At 68.5% G+C, this 16900-nt stretch carries 17 protein-coding genes and 1 pseudogene; 8 read left to right on the top strand and 10 right to left on the bottom strand.

Going from position 1 to position 16900, the window contains the following annotated elements; genetic code table 11:
- Together ribB and ACRDU5_RS00930 are read right to left on the bottom strand one after the other, a co-directional pair.
- On the bottom strand, positions 1-917 hold a 917-nt coding region (ribB, locus tag ACRDU5_RS00925), incomplete at its 3' end, for a 3,4-dihydroxy-2-butanone-4-phosphate synthase (RefSeq protein WP_526612343.1).
- A gap of 73 nt (positions 918-990) precedes the next feature.
- Positions 991-1602 (bottom strand): riboflavin synthase, encoded by a 612-nt coding sequence (locus ACRDU5_RS00930; protein WP_526612358.1) that lies wholly within the window; start codon positions 1600-1602, stop codon positions 991-993.
- Positions 1603-1642: 40 nt separating this feature from the next.
- On the opposite strand from ACRDU5_RS00930, the gene ACRDU5_RS00935 reads away from it, so the two are divergent.
- The 4 genes from ACRDU5_RS00935 to ACRDU5_RS00950 are packed head-to-tail and all read left to right on the top strand — an operon-like array spanning position 1643 to position 5969.
- Positions 1643-2338, top strand: coding sequence for an LppX_LprAFG lipoprotein (locus tag ACRDU5_RS00935; RefSeq protein ID WP_526612344.1), 696 nt, complete (start codon positions 1643-1645; stop codon positions 2336-2338).
- Positions 2338-3918, top strand: a complete 1581-nt coding sequence (locus tag ACRDU5_RS00940; protein ID WP_526612359.1) for an MFS transporter — start codon at positions 2338-2340, stop codon at positions 3916-3918. Before ACRDU5_RS00935 ends, ACRDU5_RS00940 begins: the two co-directional genes overlap by 1 nt.
- Positions 3919-3923: 5 nt before the next feature.
- Positions 3924-4973: an ABC transporter permease gene (locus ACRDU5_RS00945; protein WP_526612345.1), complete on the top strand. Its 1050-nt coding sequence runs from the start codon at positions 3924-3926 to the stop codon at positions 4971-4973.
- 3 nt (positions 4974-4976) lie between these two features.
- On the top strand, positions 4977-5969 hold the full coding sequence (locus ACRDU5_RS00950) for an ABC transporter ATP-binding protein (protein WP_526612346.1): 993 nt from the start codon (positions 4977-4979) through the stop codon (positions 5967-5969).
- A gap of 6 nt (positions 5970-5975) precedes the next feature.
- On the opposite strand, the gene ACRDU5_RS00955 is transcribed toward ACRDU5_RS00950, so the two are convergent.
- Complete coding sequence (locus ACRDU5_RS00955; protein ID WP_526612347.1) at positions 5976-6128, bottom strand: hypothetical protein; 153 nt, start codon at positions 6126-6128, stop codon at positions 5976-5978.
- Positions 6129-6303: 175 nt separating this feature from the next.
- On the opposite strand from ACRDU5_RS00955, the gene ACRDU5_RS00960 reads away from it, so the two are divergent.
- From ACRDU5_RS00960 to ACRDU5_RS00970, 3 genes are read left to right on the top strand one after another with little or no spacing between them, the layout of a single operon-like run.
- Complete coding sequence (locus ACRDU5_RS00960; RefSeq protein WP_526612348.1) at positions 6304-6864, top strand: type 1 glutamine amidotransferase domain-containing protein; 561 nt, start codon at positions 6304-6306, stop codon at positions 6862-6864.
- A 52-nt stretch (positions 6865-6916) separates the two neighbouring features.
- Complete coding sequence (locus ACRDU5_RS00965) at positions 6917-7966, top strand: ABC transporter permease (protein ID WP_526612349.1); 1050 nt, start codon at positions 6917-6919, stop codon at positions 7964-7966.
- A 3-nt stretch (positions 7967-7969) separates the two neighbouring features.
- The gene (locus tag ACRDU5_RS00970; RefSeq protein WP_526612350.1) at positions 7970-8962 is read left to right on the top strand and encodes an ABC transporter ATP-binding protein; all 993 of its coding nucleotides are present in this window, start codon (positions 7970-7972) and stop codon (positions 8960-8962) included.
- A gap of 6 nt (positions 8963-8968) precedes the next feature.
- Here the strand turns inward: ACRDU5_RS00970 and ribD are convergent, their stop codons facing one another.
- Complete coding sequence (ribD, locus tag ACRDU5_RS00975) at positions 8969-9970, bottom strand: bifunctional diaminohydroxyphosphoribosylaminopyrimidine deaminase/5-amino-6-(5-phosphoribosylamino)uracil reductase RibD (RefSeq protein WP_526612351.1); 1002 nt, start codon at positions 9968-9970, stop codon at positions 8969-8971.
- Between the two features lie 113 nt (positions 9971-10083).
- Here ribD and ACRDU5_RS00980 point away from each other — a divergent pair, with 113 nt between their 5' ends.
- Positions 10084-11268, top strand: a complete 1185-nt coding sequence (locus tag ACRDU5_RS00980) for a transposase (protein ID WP_526612352.1) — start codon at positions 10084-10086, stop codon at positions 11266-11268.
- 49 nt (positions 11269-11317) lie between these two features.
- Here ACRDU5_RS00980 and rpe read toward each other — a convergent pair whose 3' ends face one another.
- The 6 genes and pseudogenes from rpe to ACRDU5_RS01010 all read right to left on the bottom strand — a co-directional run.
- Positions 11318-12007, bottom strand: coding sequence for a ribulose-phosphate 3-epimerase (gene rpe, locus ACRDU5_RS00985; protein ID WP_526612353.1), 690 nt, complete (start codon positions 12005-12007; stop codon positions 11318-11320).
- A gap of 4 nt (positions 12008-12011) precedes the next feature.
- Positions 12012-13379, bottom strand: a complete 1368-nt coding sequence (locus ACRDU5_RS00990) for a transcription antitermination factor NusB (RefSeq protein ID WP_526612354.1) — start codon at positions 13377-13379, stop codon at positions 12012-12014.
- Positions 13376-14308 carry a methionyl-tRNA formyltransferase gene (gene fmt / locus ACRDU5_RS00995; RefSeq protein ID WP_526612355.1) on the bottom strand — a complete coding sequence of 311 codons (933 nt, stop codon included), beginning with the start codon at positions 14306-14308 and terminating at the stop codon, positions 13376-13378. Before fmt ends, ACRDU5_RS00990 begins: the two co-directional genes overlap by 4 nt.
- Positions 14309-14310: 2 nt before the next feature.
- The gene (locus ACRDU5_RS01000) at positions 14311-14847 is read right to left on the bottom strand and encodes a LemA family protein (protein ID WP_526612356.1); all 537 of its coding nucleotides are present in this window, start codon (positions 14845-14847) and stop codon (positions 14311-14313) included.
- Positions 14841-16658: a DUF2207 family protein gene (locus ACRDU5_RS01005; RefSeq protein WP_526612357.1), complete on the bottom strand. Its 1818-nt coding sequence runs from the start codon at positions 16656-16658 to the stop codon at positions 14841-14843. Before ACRDU5_RS01005 ends, ACRDU5_RS01000 begins: the two co-directional genes overlap by 7 nt.
- A 37-nt stretch (positions 16659-16695) precedes the next feature.
- Positions 16696-16900: pseudogene (locus ACRDU5_RS01010) on the bottom strand (primosome assembly protein PriA); the annotation flags it as partial.

Genomic DNA, 16900 nt, shown 5'->3' on the forward strand with positions numbered 1-16900 from the left:
CCGCGGCCCTCGTGGCCGCGCATGTACAGCACGACTCCGCGGCCCTCCCGGGCCACCATCGCAAGCGCCGCGTCCAGCTGTGGGCCGCAGTCGCAGCGGCGGGAACCGAACACGTCGCCGGTCAGGCATTCCGAGTGCACCCGCACCAATACGTCGTGGCCGTCGCCGTGCGGGCCGGCGATATCGCCGCGAACCAGCGCGACATGCTCGACGTCGTCATAGATGCTGGTGTAGCCGACCGCACGAAACTCGCCGTGACGGGTCGGGATGCGCGCCTCGGCGACGCGCTCGATGTGCTTTTCGTGCTTGCGCCGCCACTCGATGAGGTCGGCGATGGAGATCAGCGCGAGGCCGTGCTCGTCGGCGAAGACCCGCAGCTCGTCGGTCTGCGCCATCGCACCCTCGTCCTTCTGGCTGACGATTTCGCAGATCGCGCCCGCCGGCTGCAGACCGGCCAGTCGGGCCAGGTCGACGGCGGCCTCGGTGTGGCCCGGCCGGCGCAGCACCCCGCCCTCCTTGGCCCGCAGCGGAACGACGTGCCCGGGGCGGGTGAAGTCGTCGGCGACGCTGTTGGGGTCGGCGAGCAAGCGCATGGTGGTCGCCCGGTCGGACGCCGAGATCCCGGTCCCGATACCGTTTTTCGCATCCACGGTGACGGTGTAGGCGGTGCCGTGCTTGTCCTGGTTCACCGCATACATCGGCAGCAGGCCCAGCTTGTCGCAGATCGCGCCGGCCAGCGGAACGCACAGGTAACCCGAGGTGTAGCGGACCATGAAGGCCACCAGCTCGGGGGTGGCCATTTCGGCGGCGAAGATCAGGTCGCCCTCGTTCTCCCGGTCCTCGTCATCGATGACGACGACGGCCTTGCCCGTCGCGATGTCGGCAACCGCCCGTTCGACGGAGTCCAACCTCGTCATCATCGCCACCCTTGCCGGTTCCGGTGGGGAACCACTGTCACCTCTATCAGTATGAACTACGTGGAAGTGGTGGTTATTGCCAGCCGTTATCGCCCCGCTGTTGCATCAGCCGTTCGACGTACTTGGCGATGATGTCGACCTCGAGGTTCACCGGGGTGCCTGCCGATGCCCGACCAAGAGTGGTGGCTTGCAGCGTGGTCGGGATGAGCGACACCTCGAACCAGTCGTGACCTAGGCCGGAGACGGTCAGCGACACCCCGTCGACGGTGATCGAGCCCTTCTCGACGACGTAGCGCGCCAGCGCGGTGGGCAGCGCGATCCGCACCACCTCCCAGTGCGCCGACGGTGTGCGGGCAATCACATGCGCGATGCCGTCGACGTGGCCCTGGACGATGTGTCCGCCCAGCCGGCTGTCCACGGCCGCGGCGCGTTCCAGGTTGACGTGGCTGCCGACGTCCACGGTGCGCAGGCTGGACCGGTCGAGCGTCTCGGCTATCACGTCGGCGGTGAACTCGCCGCCGGGCAGCACGTCCACCACGGTCAGGCACACGCCGTTGACCGCGATCGAGTCGCCGTGGCCGGCGTCCGCGGTGACGATCGGGCCGCGGATGACGAACCGGGCGGCGTCCGCGAAGTCTTCCTTGCCGACGACTTCGCCCAGCTCTTCGACGATTCCGGTGAACACGCCCAACAGGGTACGCAGCGCCACCCTCTACGATGCAGTCATGCACACACGCCTCTTGGCGATCCTCGCCGCCCTCTTCGCCGCCGCCGTGCTGGTCGCCGGCTGCTCCGCGTCGTCGGAGAAGTCGAACGAATCGCTGCCGGACGCGGCCACGCTGCTCAAGGAGTCCAGCCAGACCACCCGCGACCTCACCAGCGTTCACCTCGTGCTGACGGTGAACGGCGAGATCCAGGACCTGCCCATCAAGACGCTCAGCGGCGACCTCACCAACTCCCCGGCGGTCGCCGCGCAGGGCAACGCGAAGCTCTCCATGTCGGACACCGACGTGGACGCCGACTTCGTCGTCGCCGACGGCATTCTCTACGTCGCGCTATCCCCCGACAACTGGATCGACATGGGCCCGGCCGCCGACATCTACGACGTCTCCGCGATTTTGAACCCGGACACCGGCCTGGCCAACGTGCTGGCCGGCTTCACCGATGCCAAGACCGAGGGCACCGAGACGATCAACGGCGTGGAGACCGTCAAGGTCACCGGCAAGGTCAGTGCCGACGCGGTCAACAAGATCGCGGCGCAGATCGGCGCCACCGAGCCGGTGCCGGGCACGGCGTGGATTCGCCAGGACGGCAACCACGAACTGGTGCAGGCCCAGCTGGAACCCACGCCCGGCAACAGCATTCAGATGACGCTGTCCGAGTGGGACAAGCCGGTCACCGTGACCAAGCCCGCCGTGTGATGACGGCCGCCGCGCCGGTGACATCCCGCCGCAGCCGCCGAATCGCGATCAGCGCGGGCAGCCTCGCCGTCCTGCTCGGTGCCCTCGACACCTACGTCGTGGTCACGATCATGACCGACATCATGCGCGACATCATCACCACCATCGGCGTCCCGGTCAACCAGCTGCAGCGGATCACGCCGATCATCACCGGGTACCTGCTGGGCTACGTCGCGCCGATGCCGCTGCTGGGGCGCGCGTCGGACCGGTTCGGCCGCAAGCTGCTGCTGCAGGCCAGCCTGGCCGGCTTCGCGGCCGGGTCGGTGGTGACCGCGCTGTCCAACGATCTGACGACGTTGGTGGTGGGCCGTGTCATTCAGGGCACGGCCAGTGGCGCACTGCTGCCGGTGACACTGGCGCTGGCGGCCGACCTGTGGGCACAACGCAACCGCGCCGCGGTGCTCGGCGGTATCGGCGCCGCCCAGGAGCTGGGCAGCGTGCTCGGCCCGCTGTACGGCATCGCGTTGGTGTGGCTGTTCACCCACTGGCAATCGGTGTTCTGGGTCAATGTGCCGCTGGCCGCGATCGCGATGGTGATGATCCACTTCAGCCTGCCGTCGAAGGTGAAGACCGACAGACCGGAGAAGGTCGACGTCGTCGGCGGCGTGCTGCTCGCGATCGCGCTGGGCCTCGCCGTCGTCGGCCTGTACAACCCGGAACCGGACGGCAAGCAGGTGCTGCCCAGCTGGGGGCTGCCGGTGCTGCTCGGTGCACTGGTGGCGACCGTGGCGTTCTTCGTCTGGGAGCGCCTTGCCCGCACCCGCCTGATCGAGCCCGCCGGGGTGCATTTCCGACCGTTCCTGGCGGCGCTGGGCGCATCGCTGTGCGCCGGGGCGGCGCTGATGGTGACGTTGGTCAACGTCGAGCTGTTCGGCCAGGGCGTGCTGGGCATGGATCAGAACCAGGCCGCCGGCCTACTGCTGCGGTTCCTGATCGCGCTGCCGATCGGGGCGTTGCTCGGCGGCTGGATCGCAACGAAGATCGGGGACCGCGCGGTGGCGTTCGCCGGCCTGCTGATCGCCGCCGGTGGCTACTGGTTGATCTCCAAGTGGCCGGTCGACCTGCTGGCGGCCCGGCACGATCTGGGCTTCATCAGCGTGCCGGCCATGGACAGCGACCTGGCGATCGCCGGGCTCGGGCTGGGTTTGGTTATCGGCCCACTGACATCGGCGACGCTGCGGGTGGTGCCGTCCGTCCAGCACGGCATCGCGTCGGCTGGGGTGGTGGTGGCCCGGATGATCGGCATGCTGGTCGGGCTCGCCGCGCTGTCCGCGTGGGGACTGTACCGGTTCAATCAGATCCTGCAGTCACTGCCCAGCCCCGGTGGTGACAGCCTGTCCGAAAGGATCGCCGCCGAGGCGACGAAATACCGCACCGCGTACGTCATGCAGTACGGCGAGATCTTCGGGATCACCGCGATCGTCTGCGTGGTCGGCGCCCTGCTCGGCCTGCTCATCAGCGGGCGCCACGAGCACGCCGAGGAGCCTTCCGACACTCAGCCTGAGATCGACAGCGACGAGCCCACCCGGATGATGCGGTAGCAGCCATGCTGCGGGTGACGCTGCGCGACCTTCAATGGCGGAGGCGGCGCTTCGTCATCGCCATCATCGGCACCAGCCTGGTATTCGCGATGACCCTCGTTCTTACCGGACTCTCCAACGGTTTTCGCGTCGAAGCCAACAACACCGTCGACGCACTGGGCGTCGATTCCTACCTCGTCCGGTCCGGGCCGGCCGGGCCGTTCATCGGCTCGCCGCCATTTCCCGAGAGCGAAGTCGCAAGGGCCGCACGGATCCCGGGCGTGGAGGCCGCGGTTCCGCTGGTCTACGCGGCGACCACCGTGCCGGACGGCGACTCGACACGCAATGTGAACGTGTTCGGCGGGCCCGCACAGGGCCCCGGGATGCCCGCGATCGCGAGCGGCCGCGCACCGGCGGGCGCCGACGAGGCCGCGGTGTCGAGCACGCTCGGCAGCGACATCGGCGAACAGCTCGAACTCGCTTCGCGCTCAATGCGAATCGTCGGCATCGTCGACGACTCCACCGCGCTGGCCGGGCAACCCAACGTGTTCGTGACGGTCCAAGGCGCACAGCAAATGGGTTACAGCGGTCAACCCATCGTGTCGTCGGTCGGCATCCGCGGCACGCCCACGCAGATACCCGACGGCTATCGCGCAATCGACCGCGCCGGCGCCGTCGACGACCTGATGCGACCGATGATCGCGGCGGTCGCGGCGATCACACTGATGGCGGTGCTGCTGTGGATCGTCGCCGCACTCATCGTCGGCTCCATCATCTACCTCTCCGCCCTGGAACGCACCCGAGATTTCGCGGTGCTCAAGGCGGTTGGCGTCGCGACGCGCTCGGTGCTGGCCGGGCTGTGCCTGCAGGCGGTCATCGTCGCGGTCGTCGCCGCTATGCTCGGCGGGCTGCTGTCACTCGTGCTCGGGCCGCTCTTTCCGATGCGTGTGGTGGTTCCGGTATCGGCGTTCTTGCTGCTGCCCGTCATCGCGGTGCTGATCGGTCTGCTGGCGAGCTTCGCCGGGTTGCGGCGCGCGGTGACGATCGATCCCGCCCTCGCGTTCGGGGGTCCGTGAGGCATGCGGAATCTGCACATCAACGATCTGGTGGTCGAGTACTCGAGCGGCGGGTATGCGGTCCGTCCGATCGACGGCCTCAATCTTGAGGTAGATGCCGGCTCGCTGGCATTGCTGCTGGGCCCGAGCGGCTGCGGGAAGACCACGCTGCTGTCGTGCCTGGGCGGAATCCTTCGTCCTACCTCGGGCCGCATCGCGCTCGATGATGTCGACGTCACCGCGCTCGACCCCCGCGAACTGACGATGTACCGGCGTAGCACGGTCGGCATCGTGTTTCAGGCGTTCAACCTGCTCCCGAGCCTCACCGCGGTCGAGAACGTGATGGTGCCGATGGACGCGGCGGGGATGAAGAGCCGCGACGCACGCCAACGGGCCGAGGAGTTGCTGACCCGGGTGGGTCTGCAAGACCGGATGAAGCACCGGCCCGGCGACCTCAGCGGCGGACAGCAGCAACGCGTCGCCGTGGCGCGGGCGATCGCGCTGGATCCGCAGTTGATCCTGGCCGACGAGCCCACCGCGCATCTGGACTTCATCCAGGTCGAAGAGGTGCTGAGGCTGATCCGGGAACTCGCGTCGGGTGACCGGATGGTGGTCGTCGCAACACACGACACCCGGATGCTGCCGCTCGCCGACCGCGTGGTGGAGATGGTGCCCCAAGTCGCGTCGACGGACCGCCCACCCGAGACCATCCGGCTGACGCCGGGCTCGGTGCTGTTCGAACAGGGCTCGATGGGTGACCTCATCTATGTCGTCAGCGAAGGCGAACTCGACATCGTGCGCGAACTCACCGGCGGCGGCGAGGAATTACTGCGGGTCGCCAAGGCCGGCGACTATTTCGGTGAGATCGGCACGCTGTTCGGGTTGCCCCGGTCCGCAACGGTGCGGGCCCGCACCGACGCGGTCGTCATCGGATACACCGGGCAGGCGTTCCGCGAGCGCCTTGGACCGACCGGGGTGCGCGACCTGATCGAGCATCGCGAACTCTCGATCGGCTAGCCGGCCTCAGCAGCGCTCGACTCCCGGGCGGATCAGCGCCGGGCCTGCGGCCTCGGCCGGCTCTTCGGCGGTTAGGCCGCGTAGCGCCCCGCAAATCAGCGCCTTAAGCCGGCCGGGATCGGCAGGGCGAATGTTGAGCCAGTCCTGCACTGTAGTCACGCTCGCTGTCCTTTGCTCGTGCTCACCACGCGCAACTCGTCGCTGATAGCGCGATATTCCCGCCCGGCCAAAAAAGCCTGGCTCGGCTACGAGAGTACCGGGATTCTCCGCGGGATTGGCTCCCCGCCGCGCCGGGTATGTGTGCGAAAGGCAACAAGTCGATGGGAGAGAATTCATGGAAACGACACTGGCCGGTAAGAAGATTGCGTTCCTGGTCGCACCCGAAGGCTTCGAGCAGGTCGAGCTGACCGAACCGTGGAAGGCCGTGGAGCAGGCCGGCGGCACGCCCGAGCTGGTGTCCACCGAAGTCGGCAAGGTTCAGGCGTTCAACCATCTCACCCCGGCGGACACCTTCGAGGCCGACAAAGCGGTCGACGACGTCACCGCCTCCGAATATGACGGTCTGGTGCTGCCCGGCGGCGTCGCGAATCCCGACTTCCTACGCACCCAGGCCAAGGCAGTCCAGTTCACCAGGAGCTTCTTCGACTCCGGCAGGCCGGTGGCGGCGATCTGTCACGCCCCGTGGACCATGATCGACGCCGACGTGGTACGCGGCCGGATGATCACGTCATGGCCGAGCCTGCGAACCGACCTGGTCAATGCCGGCGCCAATTGGGTCGACGACGAGGTGGTGGTCTGCTCGCGCGGGCCGAACACACTGGTGTCCAGTCGCAAGCCCGACGATCTGCCGGCCTTCTGCGCCACCATGGTCGGCACGTTTGCCGCGGGCCGGTGAGTCGTCGCGAAACTCGGCCCGGAAATGCAAAGGCGTCGGTAACGTCGCGGACATGCTGATCGCCGCGCTGCGCGACATGCAGTGGCGAAAACGGCGTTTCGTCATCGCAATCCTGTCCACCGCCATCATCTTCGGCATGACGCTCGTGCTCACCGGGCTGGCCAACGGGTTCCGGGAGGAGGCTCGCCGCACCGTCGATTCGCTTGGCGTCGACGTATTCCTCGTTAAGGAGGGTGCATCCGGCCCGTTTGTCGGGGCGACACCATTCGCACCCGTCGACCTGCGGCGAATCGCGGCGGCCCCCGGCGTGCAGGCGGCGGCCCCGCTGGTATACGCCGGTGGCACGGTCACGCTCGGCGATGAGACACGCAACGCCGACCTGTTCGGCGCGCCGGAACGCGGGCCAGGCATGCCCGCTGTCTCGGAGGGCCGGGCGCCCGCAACCCCCGACGAGGTGGCCGCCTCGAGCACGCTTGGGCGCAACGAGGGCGAGGACATCCAAATCGCTTCGCGCAGGCTGCGCATCGTCGGCATTGTGGAAAACTCAACGGCACTGGCCAACTTGCCCAACATCTTCCTCACCACCCAGGGCGCTCAGCAGTTGGTGTATGGCGGCCAGCAGTTGGTCGCGTCCATCGGGATTCGAGGCACCCTCGATCGGGTGCCACCCGGTTACAAGGCCATCGACCGAGACGGTGCGATCGCCGATCTGCTGCGGCCGTTGAAGGTGGCGGTCAACTCGATCACGATCGTGGCGGTGCTGCTCTGGGTGGTGGCGGCGTTGATCGTGGGATCGGTGATCTATCTCTCCGCGCTCGAGCGGCTGCGAGACTTCGCGGTGTACAAGGCGATTGGCGTCACCACCGGCTCCATCGCAGCCGGGTTGGCCCTGCAGGCCATCGTGGTCGCACTGTGTGCCGTCGCTGTGGGCATGGTGCTTTCGGCGCTGCTCGGACCGCTCTTTCCGATGCAAGTCATCGTCCCGGTGCAGGCTTACATTGCGTTACCGGTGATCGCGGTCGTCTTCGGATTGATCGCCAGCGCAGCCGGGCTGCATCGCGCGGTCTCCGTCGATCCCGCAATGGCATTCGGGGGTCCTTGAGCCGTGGGCGATCTCAGCGTTCAGGACCTGCTGGTGGAGTACTCCAGCGGCGGTTATGCGGTCCGCCCGCTGGACGGGTTTGACCTCGACGTGGCCGCGGGCTCACTGGTGATCCTGCTGGGCCCCAGCGGATGCGGGAAGACGACGCTGCTGTCGTGCCTCGGCGGGATTCTCCGGCCGAGCGCGGGCGCCATCAAGTTCGGCGATGTCGACGTCACGGCGCTGGACGCTGGTGGGCTGTCGAAATACCGTCGCGAGTCGGTGGGCATCGTATTTCAGGCGTTCAACCTGGTGCCCAGCCTCACCGCACTGGAGAACGTGATGGTGCCGCTGCGCGCGGCGGGCATCTCCCGCCGCGAGGCGCATGAACGGGCCGAGCAACTACTCAGGCGGGTTGGGCTGGCCGACCGGACGACCCACCGCCCCGGTGATCTGAGTGGCGGGCAACAACAGCGTGTCGCGGTCGCACGGGCGGTCGCGCTGGATCCGCCGCTGATCCTGGCCGACGAGCCCACCGCGCATCTGGACTTCATTCAGGTCGAGGAGGTTCTGCGACTGATCCGGGAACTCGCGTCGGGTGACCGGATGGTGGTCGTCGCGACCCACGACAGCCGGATTCTGCCGTTGGCCGATCGCGTCGTGGAGCTGGTGCCGGACTTCGCAGAAACAAACCGGGCCCCCGCGACGGTGCGCGTTGAGGAGGGCGAGGTGTTGTTCGAGGAGGGCACCATGGGCGATCTGATCTACGTCGTCGCCGACGGTGAACTCGACATCGTGCGCGAATTGGCCGGCGGCGGTGAGGAATTGATGAAGGTGGTCAAGGCCGGTGATTACTTCGGCGAGATCGGCCCGCTGTTCCACATGCCGCGCTCGGCAACGGCGCGGGCACGCGCGGATGCGACAGTCATCGGCTACACCGTGGCGGCGTTCCGTGAACGACTCGGCACCGGCGGGATCCGCGACCTGATCGAGCATCGCCCGCTGGACATGGACTAAAGGCGGCTACGCGGGCACCAGAGACAGCAGCAGGTCGGGGCCGATCGGCTCGATCCCGTCGAACCGCCAGCGTTGCGCGTGGGCGATGGACAGCACGCCGATGTCGTCGACGGCGGTTATCGGGCCACCCAACAGGATTGGCGCGACGTACGCCAGGATCCGGTCGATCACCCCCGCCCGCAGGAACGCCCCTGCGAGCGTCGGGCCGCCCTCCACCAGCACGTCGGTCCGGTCCGATAGGGCTTTGATCACCTCATGCGGATCGCGGCTGCGGATCACCATCGTCCGGGAGTCGTCGTTGAGGACCTTTGCCTCAGAAGATATTTCGCGCTCCCCCACCACGACGCGCAATGGCTGAGGGTCCGCGAGGCTGCCGTCGGGCAGGCGTGCGGTCAGGGCCGGGTCATCGACGAAAACCGTTCCGGTGCCGACCACGATGGCGTCGGCGGCGGCGCGGCGACGGTGCACGTCGGCACGGGCGGCATCACTGGTGATCCACTGGCTACTGCCGTCGGCCGCCGCGCTGCGGCCGTCGACGCTGGCGGCGAACTTCCAGGTGACGTGCGGCAGGCCGGTGCGCTGCTTGTGCAGCCACTCGCGCAGCGGGCCGTCCGCAACGGCGTCGGCGAGCACCCCGGCGACGATTTGCACGCCGGCTTCGGCAAGCCGGGCTGCTCCCCCCGACGCTTCCGGATTGGGATCGGCGACGCCGTAGGCGACGGTCGAAACACCCGCGGCGACAAGGGCATCCACGCATGGTGGCGTTCGCCCGTGATGATTGCACGGCTCCAGTGCGACCACCGCCGTGCCGCCGGCGGCGCCGACACCCGCGCGCCGCAGGGCCACCAGTTCGGCGTGCGCCCCACCGGTCGGTTCGGTACCGCCAACACCGGCGACCTGGCCGTCGCGGTCCAGGATGACCGCGCCGACCGGCGGGTTCGGATAGGTGCCGCCCTTGACCAACTCGGCCTGCTCGATGGCCAGCCGCATCGCGGCGTCGAGGCTCATCGAATCTCCTTCGGCTGGGAACCCCGGGTTTCAGTGCGGGGAGGTAGCCGATGCCCGGTGTGGGGTTGTGGTGCCGTGTCGGGGGTGTCGGTGGTGGGGGTTAGTTTGCGGTTATGTCGCGGTTCCGGTTGTTGCCGACCCCTGAGCAGGAGGAGGCGTTGCTGGCGCACTGTCGGGATGCGCGGTTTGTGTGGAATTTGGCGGTGGAGCAGCAGGCGCATTGGCACCCGGGCCGCAGGGCTCCGGGGTATGTGGAGCAGGCTGCGCAGTTGACCGAGGCCCGCGCCCATTGCGGGTGGCTTCGTGCCGGCAGTCAGACCGTGCAGCAGCAGGCGTTGCGGGATTTCGCACAAGCGATGCGGAACTTTTTCGGCGGCACGCATCGCCGCCCGAGGTGGTGCAAGGCGAATGTGCATGAGGGGTTTCGGCAGGTCGGGGTCAAACCACGTCACGTGGAGCGGCTCAACCGGCGTTTCGGTCGGGTGTGGGTGCCCAAGGTGGGTTGGGTGCGGTTTCGGCTGTCGCGGCCGGCGCCGGCGGGTGTCAAGTCGTACCGGGTGACCCGGGATCGGGTCGGCCGCTGGCATGTCGCGTTCGCCCACGTCCCCGCTCCGATCGCGGGTCCTGGTGACCACAGTGTTGTCGGTATCGATCGTGGTGTTGTCGTGTCGGCGGCGCTGTCGACCGGCGAGCTGCTGCACGTACCCAGTCTGAGCCGGGGTGAGGCCAACCGGTTGAGGGTGTTGCAGCAGCGGCTGGCCCGGGCTACGCGTGGCTCCAACCGCCGCGAGAAGACGAAGCGGGCGATCGCGAAGCTGACAGCGCGTGAGGCCGACCGGCGCAAGGACTGGGTAGAAAAAACCACCACTGAGGTTGCGCGCCGCTTCGACACGATCAGGATCGAGGCACTCGACGTGCCGGCGATGACCCGCAGTGCGCGGGGAACCCTCGCACAGCCCGGTGTGGGCGTTGCTCAGAAGCGTGGGCTGAACCGGGCGATCAGTCGCAGCGGGTGGGGGCTGTTCGGCGCGCGTTTGCAGCACAAGGCATACGGTCGGGTCGAGCAGATCCCGGCCGCCTATACGTCGGAACGATGCTCGGTGTGCGGGCATGTCGCTGCGGGGAACCGCAAGAGCCAAGCGGTTTTCCAGTGCGAAGCCTGCACTGCTGGACGGTGCAACGCCGATGTGAACGCTGCACGCAACATCGCCGCCGGACGGGCGGTGACCGCACGGGGAGACCTCGCCGGTGGGCGGTCTGCGAACCGTGAACCTCAACTCGCTCCTCCTGCCGCCTAAGTCGATGGGATGGGGAGTGGAATCCCCGGACTTCAGTCCGAGGAGGACGTCAAAGCCGCAGGTGTTTTGACGCGGCGGCGGCCTGTCCGCGCAGCTTCTCGACGGCGGCCGCCGGGTCGACGGCGCTGTAGACCGAGGAGCCCGCGACAAAGCAGTCCACTCCGGCCTCGGCGGCGTCCTCGATGGTCTCCTCGTTGATGCCGCCGTCGATCTCGACCAGGATCGTCAACTCGCCGGCGTCGATCAGCCGGCGCGCAATGCCGACCTTCGGCAGCACCTCCGGGATGAACTTCTGTCCGCCGAACCCGGGTTCGACCGACATGATCAGCAGCGTGTCGAACTCGGGCAGGATCTCCAGATATGGCTCCAGCGGCGTGCCGGGTTTGACGGACAGGCCGGCCTTGGCGCCGGCGGCGCGGATATCGCGGGCAACGCCGACGGGGTTGTCGGTGGCCTCGGCGTGAAACGTGACGTTGTAGGCGCCCGCCTCGGCATACGGCGGCGCCCACCGATCGGGGTTGTCGATCATCAGATGGCAGTCCACCGGGATGTCGGTTGTCGGCAGCAGGCTTTCCACCACCGGCAGGCCGATGGTCAGGTTCGGCACGAAGTGGTTGTCCATCACGTCGACGTGCACCCAGTCGGCACCCTTCACCGCGGCGACTTCGTCGGCCAGCCGGGCGAAGTCGGCGGCCAGGATCGACGGCGCTATCAGCGGGCGGACAGTCGTGCTCGGCATGCGATCACCCTACTTCCAGTGCGGCGGCGAACATGGCGTCGGTGCCGTGCCGGTGTGGCCACAGCTGCACGTATGGCCCCGTCCCGAGATCCTCGACGTCGCCGAAGAGCGGGCGGGTGTCCAGCGCGGTCACCGGATGACGGCGCAGCGCGTCGGCGACCACGCCGACGGTCTCGGCCAGATGCGGTGAGCAGGTGGCGTACAGCACCACCCCGCCGGGCCGGGTCAGCCTGATCGCCGATGCCAGTAGCTCGCGCTGCAGCCGGGTCAGCGCGGGCACATCGCCGGGCTGACGGCGCCAGCGCGCCTCGGGCCTGCGCCGCAACGCGCCCAGCCCGGTGCACGGCACGTCGACCAGCACCCGGTCGAACCCCTCCGGTAGCCCCGGATCGCGGCCGTCCACCCGCTGCAGGTCGACCGGCAGGCCACGAGTGTTCTCCTCGACGAGGTCGGCGCGCCGCGCGTTGGGCTCGACGGCGGTGACGCGGCCGCCGGACTCGACGCCGATGGCCGCCAACAGCGCGGTCTTGCCGCCCGGGCCGGCGCACAGGTCCAGCCAGCGGCCGCCGTCGCCGTCGACCGGCGCGAGCGTCATCGCCCGGGCCACCAGCTGGCTGCCCTCGTCCTGCACCAGCGCCACGCCGTCGCGGACGGGCCCGAGTTGACCGGGGTCCCCGCCGGTCAGGTACACCGCGTACGGCGAGTAGCGGCCGAGAATGCCGTCGACGGCGTCGGCAAGTTCCCCGGCGGACAGCGCGCCGGGCCGGGCCGCCAGATGCACCAGCGGTCGCTGGTCGTCACTGGCCAGCAGCGCGTCCAGTTCTCCGGCATCGGTGCCGAGCGCGTCGGCGAACGCCTGCGCGATCCAGCGCGGGTGGGCATGGCGGAATGCGGTGTGGCCCACCGGATCGGAGTCCGCCGGCGGGGCCAGCTCGTCGACCCACGATTGTTCGTCGCGCACCGCGATGGTGCGGAGCACGGCGTTGACGAAACCGGCTCGTGCCGAATCGAATTCGATTCCGGCCTGCTCGACGGTGGTGGACACCGCGGCGTGTGCGTCGACGCGGGTGCGGAGCAGTTGGTAGGCGCCCAGCCGCAGCAGGTCGAGCAGCACCGGGTTGATGCGGTCGGGCGACCGACCGGCGGCGTGGGTGATGACCGCGTCGAGCAGACCACGGGTGCGGCAGGTGCCATAGGTCAACTCGGTGGCAAACGCCGCGTCGCGGCCGGTGATACCGCGGTCGCGCAGCAGTGCGGACAACGCCAGATTGGCGTAGGCGTCACGCTCCGTCACCGCGCGCAGCACGTCGAACGCCGCGCGGCGGGCGGGATCGAGCGGCTCGCGGCGCGGCCCGCGGCGGGGCTTGGTCACTGTGCCCTCGCGGACTCGTCGAGCCGGGCGCCGCGCGCCCAGTCCGCGGCGTCCATCTGCTTCTTGCCCGGTGGCTGAATCCGGCCCAGCCGCACCGGCTGCGAGGCCGTACCGATTCGCACACCGCCGCGGTCGACCCGAATTGCTCCGGGCGGCAACGGACTCGGCTCCGCGTCGTCGACCTGCACCGGGCCGAGCTTGACCCGCACATCGCCGATCAGCGTCCAGGCGCCCGGATTGGGCGTCACCGCCCGGATCCGCCGCTCGACCACCTGGGCCGGCAGGTTCCAGCGCACCCGGGCCGCGTCGACGGTGATCTTCGGTGCGACCGTGACGCCGTCGGAGGGCTGCGGAACCGGTGCGAGCTTTCGGTCGGCGATGCCGTCGAGCGTCGTCTCCAGCAGCGCCGCACCCGAAATCGACAGCCGGTCAAGCAGATCCCCCGCGGTGTCGGTCGGCCGGATGGTTTCGGTGACCACGCCGTAGACGGGACCCGAATCCAGGGCCGGCTCGATCTGGAAAGTGGTGGCGCCGGTGACCTCGTCGCCTGCCGCGATCGCCGCCTGCACGGGCGCGGCGCCCCGCCATGCGGGCAGCAGCGAGAAGTGCAGGTTCACCCAGCCGTGTGCCGGAACCGCGAGCAGTCGGTCGCCGAGCAGCGCACCGTAGGCCACCACCGCGCAGGCCTCGGGCGCGAACTCCGTGAGTTCGGCGAGGAATTCGTCGGAGTTCGGCCGCGGCGGCCGCAGCACCGGGATTCCGAGATCGAGCGCCAGCCGTGCCACCGGCGACGGTGTCGGCTTGGCCCGGCGCCCGGAGGCGGCGTCCGGGCGGCTCAGTACCGCAACCACATCGTGGTGCGGCGAGTCGATGAGCCGCCGCAGCGACGGCAGCGCCGGTTCGGGTGTTCCCGCGAATACCAGCCGCATGCTCAGCGCGGGGTCTGGTAGTACTCGCGCTCCGACACGCCGGTCAGGCCGGAAACGAACATCCACGGAATCGTACTGATCAGCTTGTTGCTGGTGGCCACGGCGTCGTTGTAATACTGGCGAGCGAAGGCGAGCTTGTCCTCGGTGTCGGCGAGGTTCTGCTGCAGGTTCAGAAAGTTGTTCGACGAATTCAGCTGCGGATATGCCTGGCCGAGCGCCAGCGCCTGACCTAGCGCGGTGTCGAATTCCCGTTCGGCGGCGCTGCGTTCGGCCACCGACTTCCCGCCGGTCGCCGACGTCAGCGCAACGCGGGCATCGGTGACGTGGTCCAGGATCGCCTTCTCATGCGAGGCGAACGATCCCACGGTGTGCACCAGACCGGGAATCAGCGATGCGCGGCGGGTCAGCTGCACGTCGATTCCGCCGAGCGCCTCGTCGACGCGGATATCGGCGGCGCGAATCTTGTTGTACCCCATCACGATCCCGATAAGAACCAGCACTACGACGATGAGTGCCACGATCAGCAGCAGTCTTACCATGATCCGCCTCCTCCTCCGCCCCCGCCGCCGCCACCACCGCCGCCGCTGAAGCCACCGCCGCCGCCGCTACCACCGGACGACGTCTGCGACGCGGTATAGGCGCCGATCGACGACGACAACGCCGACTCGAAGCTGTCGAAATTTGCGCCTCCGCCAGAGCTACCGACAAGGGCCCAGCTCGTCGCCGACGACGAGTTGTACCAATCCGGTTGGGGCGCAACGGTACCCGTGGAGTCTTGGTACTTCCTGGCCCACAGCGCCGCGGCTCCTGCGGCAACCGCGAACGGCACGTAGGCGGTGTAGAGATCCCTGCGGGCGGAGAAATCGAACCGCGTCTCGGCCGAATCGGTCGCCAGCATGCGGTGAAACCCTCCCGCCTGCGACCACAGTTCGCGCCCTGCCGCGGTGCGGCGAGTGCCGACCCCGTCGATCCAGGACCGCACGGTGCAGAGGAAGAACGCCGCGAACGGCAGGCCCCACGCGGTGAACAAATTGCCGAACCATCGGAAGAAGCAGCACACCGCCAATAGCAACGCGATCACGTTGGCCGCGCGCACCCAGAGCTCTTTCTTGTGCTTGCCCAATAGCTTGTTGTCGAAGGCCCACTTTTCGACCGCCTTGGCGATATCGGTCTTGGCCTCGTTGAGCTTCTCCCCGGATTTGACGGTCTTCTTCGCCTCGAACTCTTCGCCGGGCCGGTTCACCTTCAGCGCGATTCCGGCCTTCCGGCTGACCGGATCCAACAGGTCCCACTGCGATTTCTCAACCAGGCCCCGGATTCTCCACTGTTCGGAATTGACCTGTCTCAACTCGATCATTCCGCGTTCGGCGAGGTAGTAAAGCGTCGCGGTGAGGGCATTCTTGGGCACGCTCTCGGTGCGGATGTACTCGGTCTGCACCGGCCCAAGCCCCGGTGGCGGCGCGTATTGCAGCGGAAACCCGGGCGGCGGCTCGACCGTGGTGCGGTGCCAGAGGAACCCGCCGACCGCGGCCGCCACGGTCAGTCCCAGGACCCACGCCATGCCGCTCATCGACCGGCCGAGGATGCGATCCCAGGTGGAGGGCCACAGCACTTCCGCACGCGCCGGAGTGGCCACGTCGACACCGGCCCGCACCGTCACCGGCGTGCGCGGATCCAGAGCCGTCGCCGACAGCTCGACCTTGTTGCCGGTGACGGTCAAGCCGCGGCAGGGCTCACCGACGCCGTAGCCGACCGCGCATTGCGCGCCGGTGACATCACCCGGCAGCGTCACCGAGATGTCGGCCTGCTGGATCCTGTTGTTCCAGGACGGGGCTATGACATTCCAGAAGAACACCGACGGCGCGGCGGTGTCGTCGCCGGTGGATTCCGCGAATCGCTTGTCGGCGCCGGTGCCGCCCGGGTCGAGGACGCCGGGAACGGTGTAGCGGATTTCGAAGACATGGGTGCCGAAGCTGAGGTACTCCTCGGGATCACCGATCTTGGCCACCCGGAACCGGTCGCCGCCCTCCCACAACATCCGGTAGGGCGCATCCTCGCCGTCCAGCTTGACCGAGGTGATCTCGGGTTTCTGCCGTACATGCGGGCTGTTGGCGTTGGCGACGTCCCACCAACGGAAAATGCCGTGACGCCCGCCGGGAAACTCGGCCGTGATCGTTTCCACCGCGTCGAGTCTGCCGTCGGCGTTCACCACGAAGTCGGCCCGGAAATTGCTGAACACCACCGGGTCATTGGCGGGACCCGCCTCGGATCCGCCCCGGAACACCAACGGCCACAGCAGCCCAATCGCGATGAGCGCCAACGGAATCGACCACGCAAATACCCGCCGCATGCCACCTCCTGTCGGGCGTCTGGTGCGGATTCTCGCATCACCCTATGTGCAGCGGGTCGATTTGCACCCGAACCGGCTGCTGATCGTGCCGCGCGCTCAGCACCCCGGTGGCCCGCCGCAACGCCGCAGCCAGCTCCAGCCCGCCGTCGCGGGGCACCCGAACCAGCATGCGGCTGACCGGACTGTCGGCCGGCGTACCCGGCGGGCGGCGGGCGCCGGACGGCGGGTCGACGGGGCCCAGC

Source organism: Mycobacterium sp., from assembly GCF_050701515.1.
Classification (GTDB): domain Bacteria; phylum Actinomycetota; class Actinomycetes; order Mycobacteriales; family Mycobacteriaceae; genus Mycobacterium.

Coding starts and splice junctions, on each gene's coding strand:
- ACRDU5_RS01005 (WP_526612357.1), bottom strand. CDS start 16,658: ATGCGGCGGGTATTTGCGTGGTCGATTCCGTTGGCGCTCATCGCGATT.
- rpe (WP_526612353.1), bottom strand. CDS start 12,007: ATGCCGAGCACGACTGTCCGCCCGCTGATAGCGCCGTCGATCCTGGCC.
- ACRDU5_RS00965 (WP_526612349.1), top strand. CDS start 6,917: ATGCTGATCGCCGCGCTGCGCGACATGCAGTGGCGAAAACGGCGTTTC.
- ribD (WP_526612351.1), bottom strand. CDS start 9,970: ATGAGCCTCGACGCCGCGATGCGGCTGGCCATCGAGCAGGCCGAGTTG.
- ACRDU5_RS00945 (WP_526612345.1), top strand. CDS start 3,924: ATGCTGCGGGTGACGCTGCGCGACCTTCAATGGCGGAGGCGGCGCTTC.
- ACRDU5_RS01000 (WP_526612356.1), bottom strand. CDS start 14,847: ATGGTAAGACTGCTGCTGATCGTGGCACTCATCGTCGTAGTGCTGGTT.
- ACRDU5_RS00960 (WP_526612348.1), top strand. CDS start 6,304: ATGGAAACGACACTGGCCGGTAAGAAGATTGCGTTCCTGGTCGCACCC.
- fmt (WP_526612355.1), bottom strand. CDS start 14,308: ATGCGGCTGGTATTCGCGGGAACACCCGAACCGGCGCTGCCGTCGCTG.
- ACRDU5_RS00980 (WP_526612352.1), top strand. CDS start 10,084: ATGTCGCGGTTCCGGTTGTTGCCGACCCCTGAGCAGGAGGAGGCGTTG.
- ACRDU5_RS00940 (WP_526612359.1), top strand. CDS start 2,338: ATGACGGCCGCCGCGCCGGTGACATCCCGCCGCAGCCGCCGAATCGCG.
- ACRDU5_RS00950 (WP_526612346.1), top strand. CDS start 4,977: ATGCGGAATCTGCACATCAACGATCTGGTGGTCGAGTACTCGAGCGGC.
- ACRDU5_RS00935 (WP_526612344.1), top strand. CDS start 1,643: ATGCACACACGCCTCTTGGCGATCCTCGCCGCCCTCTTCGCCGCCGCC.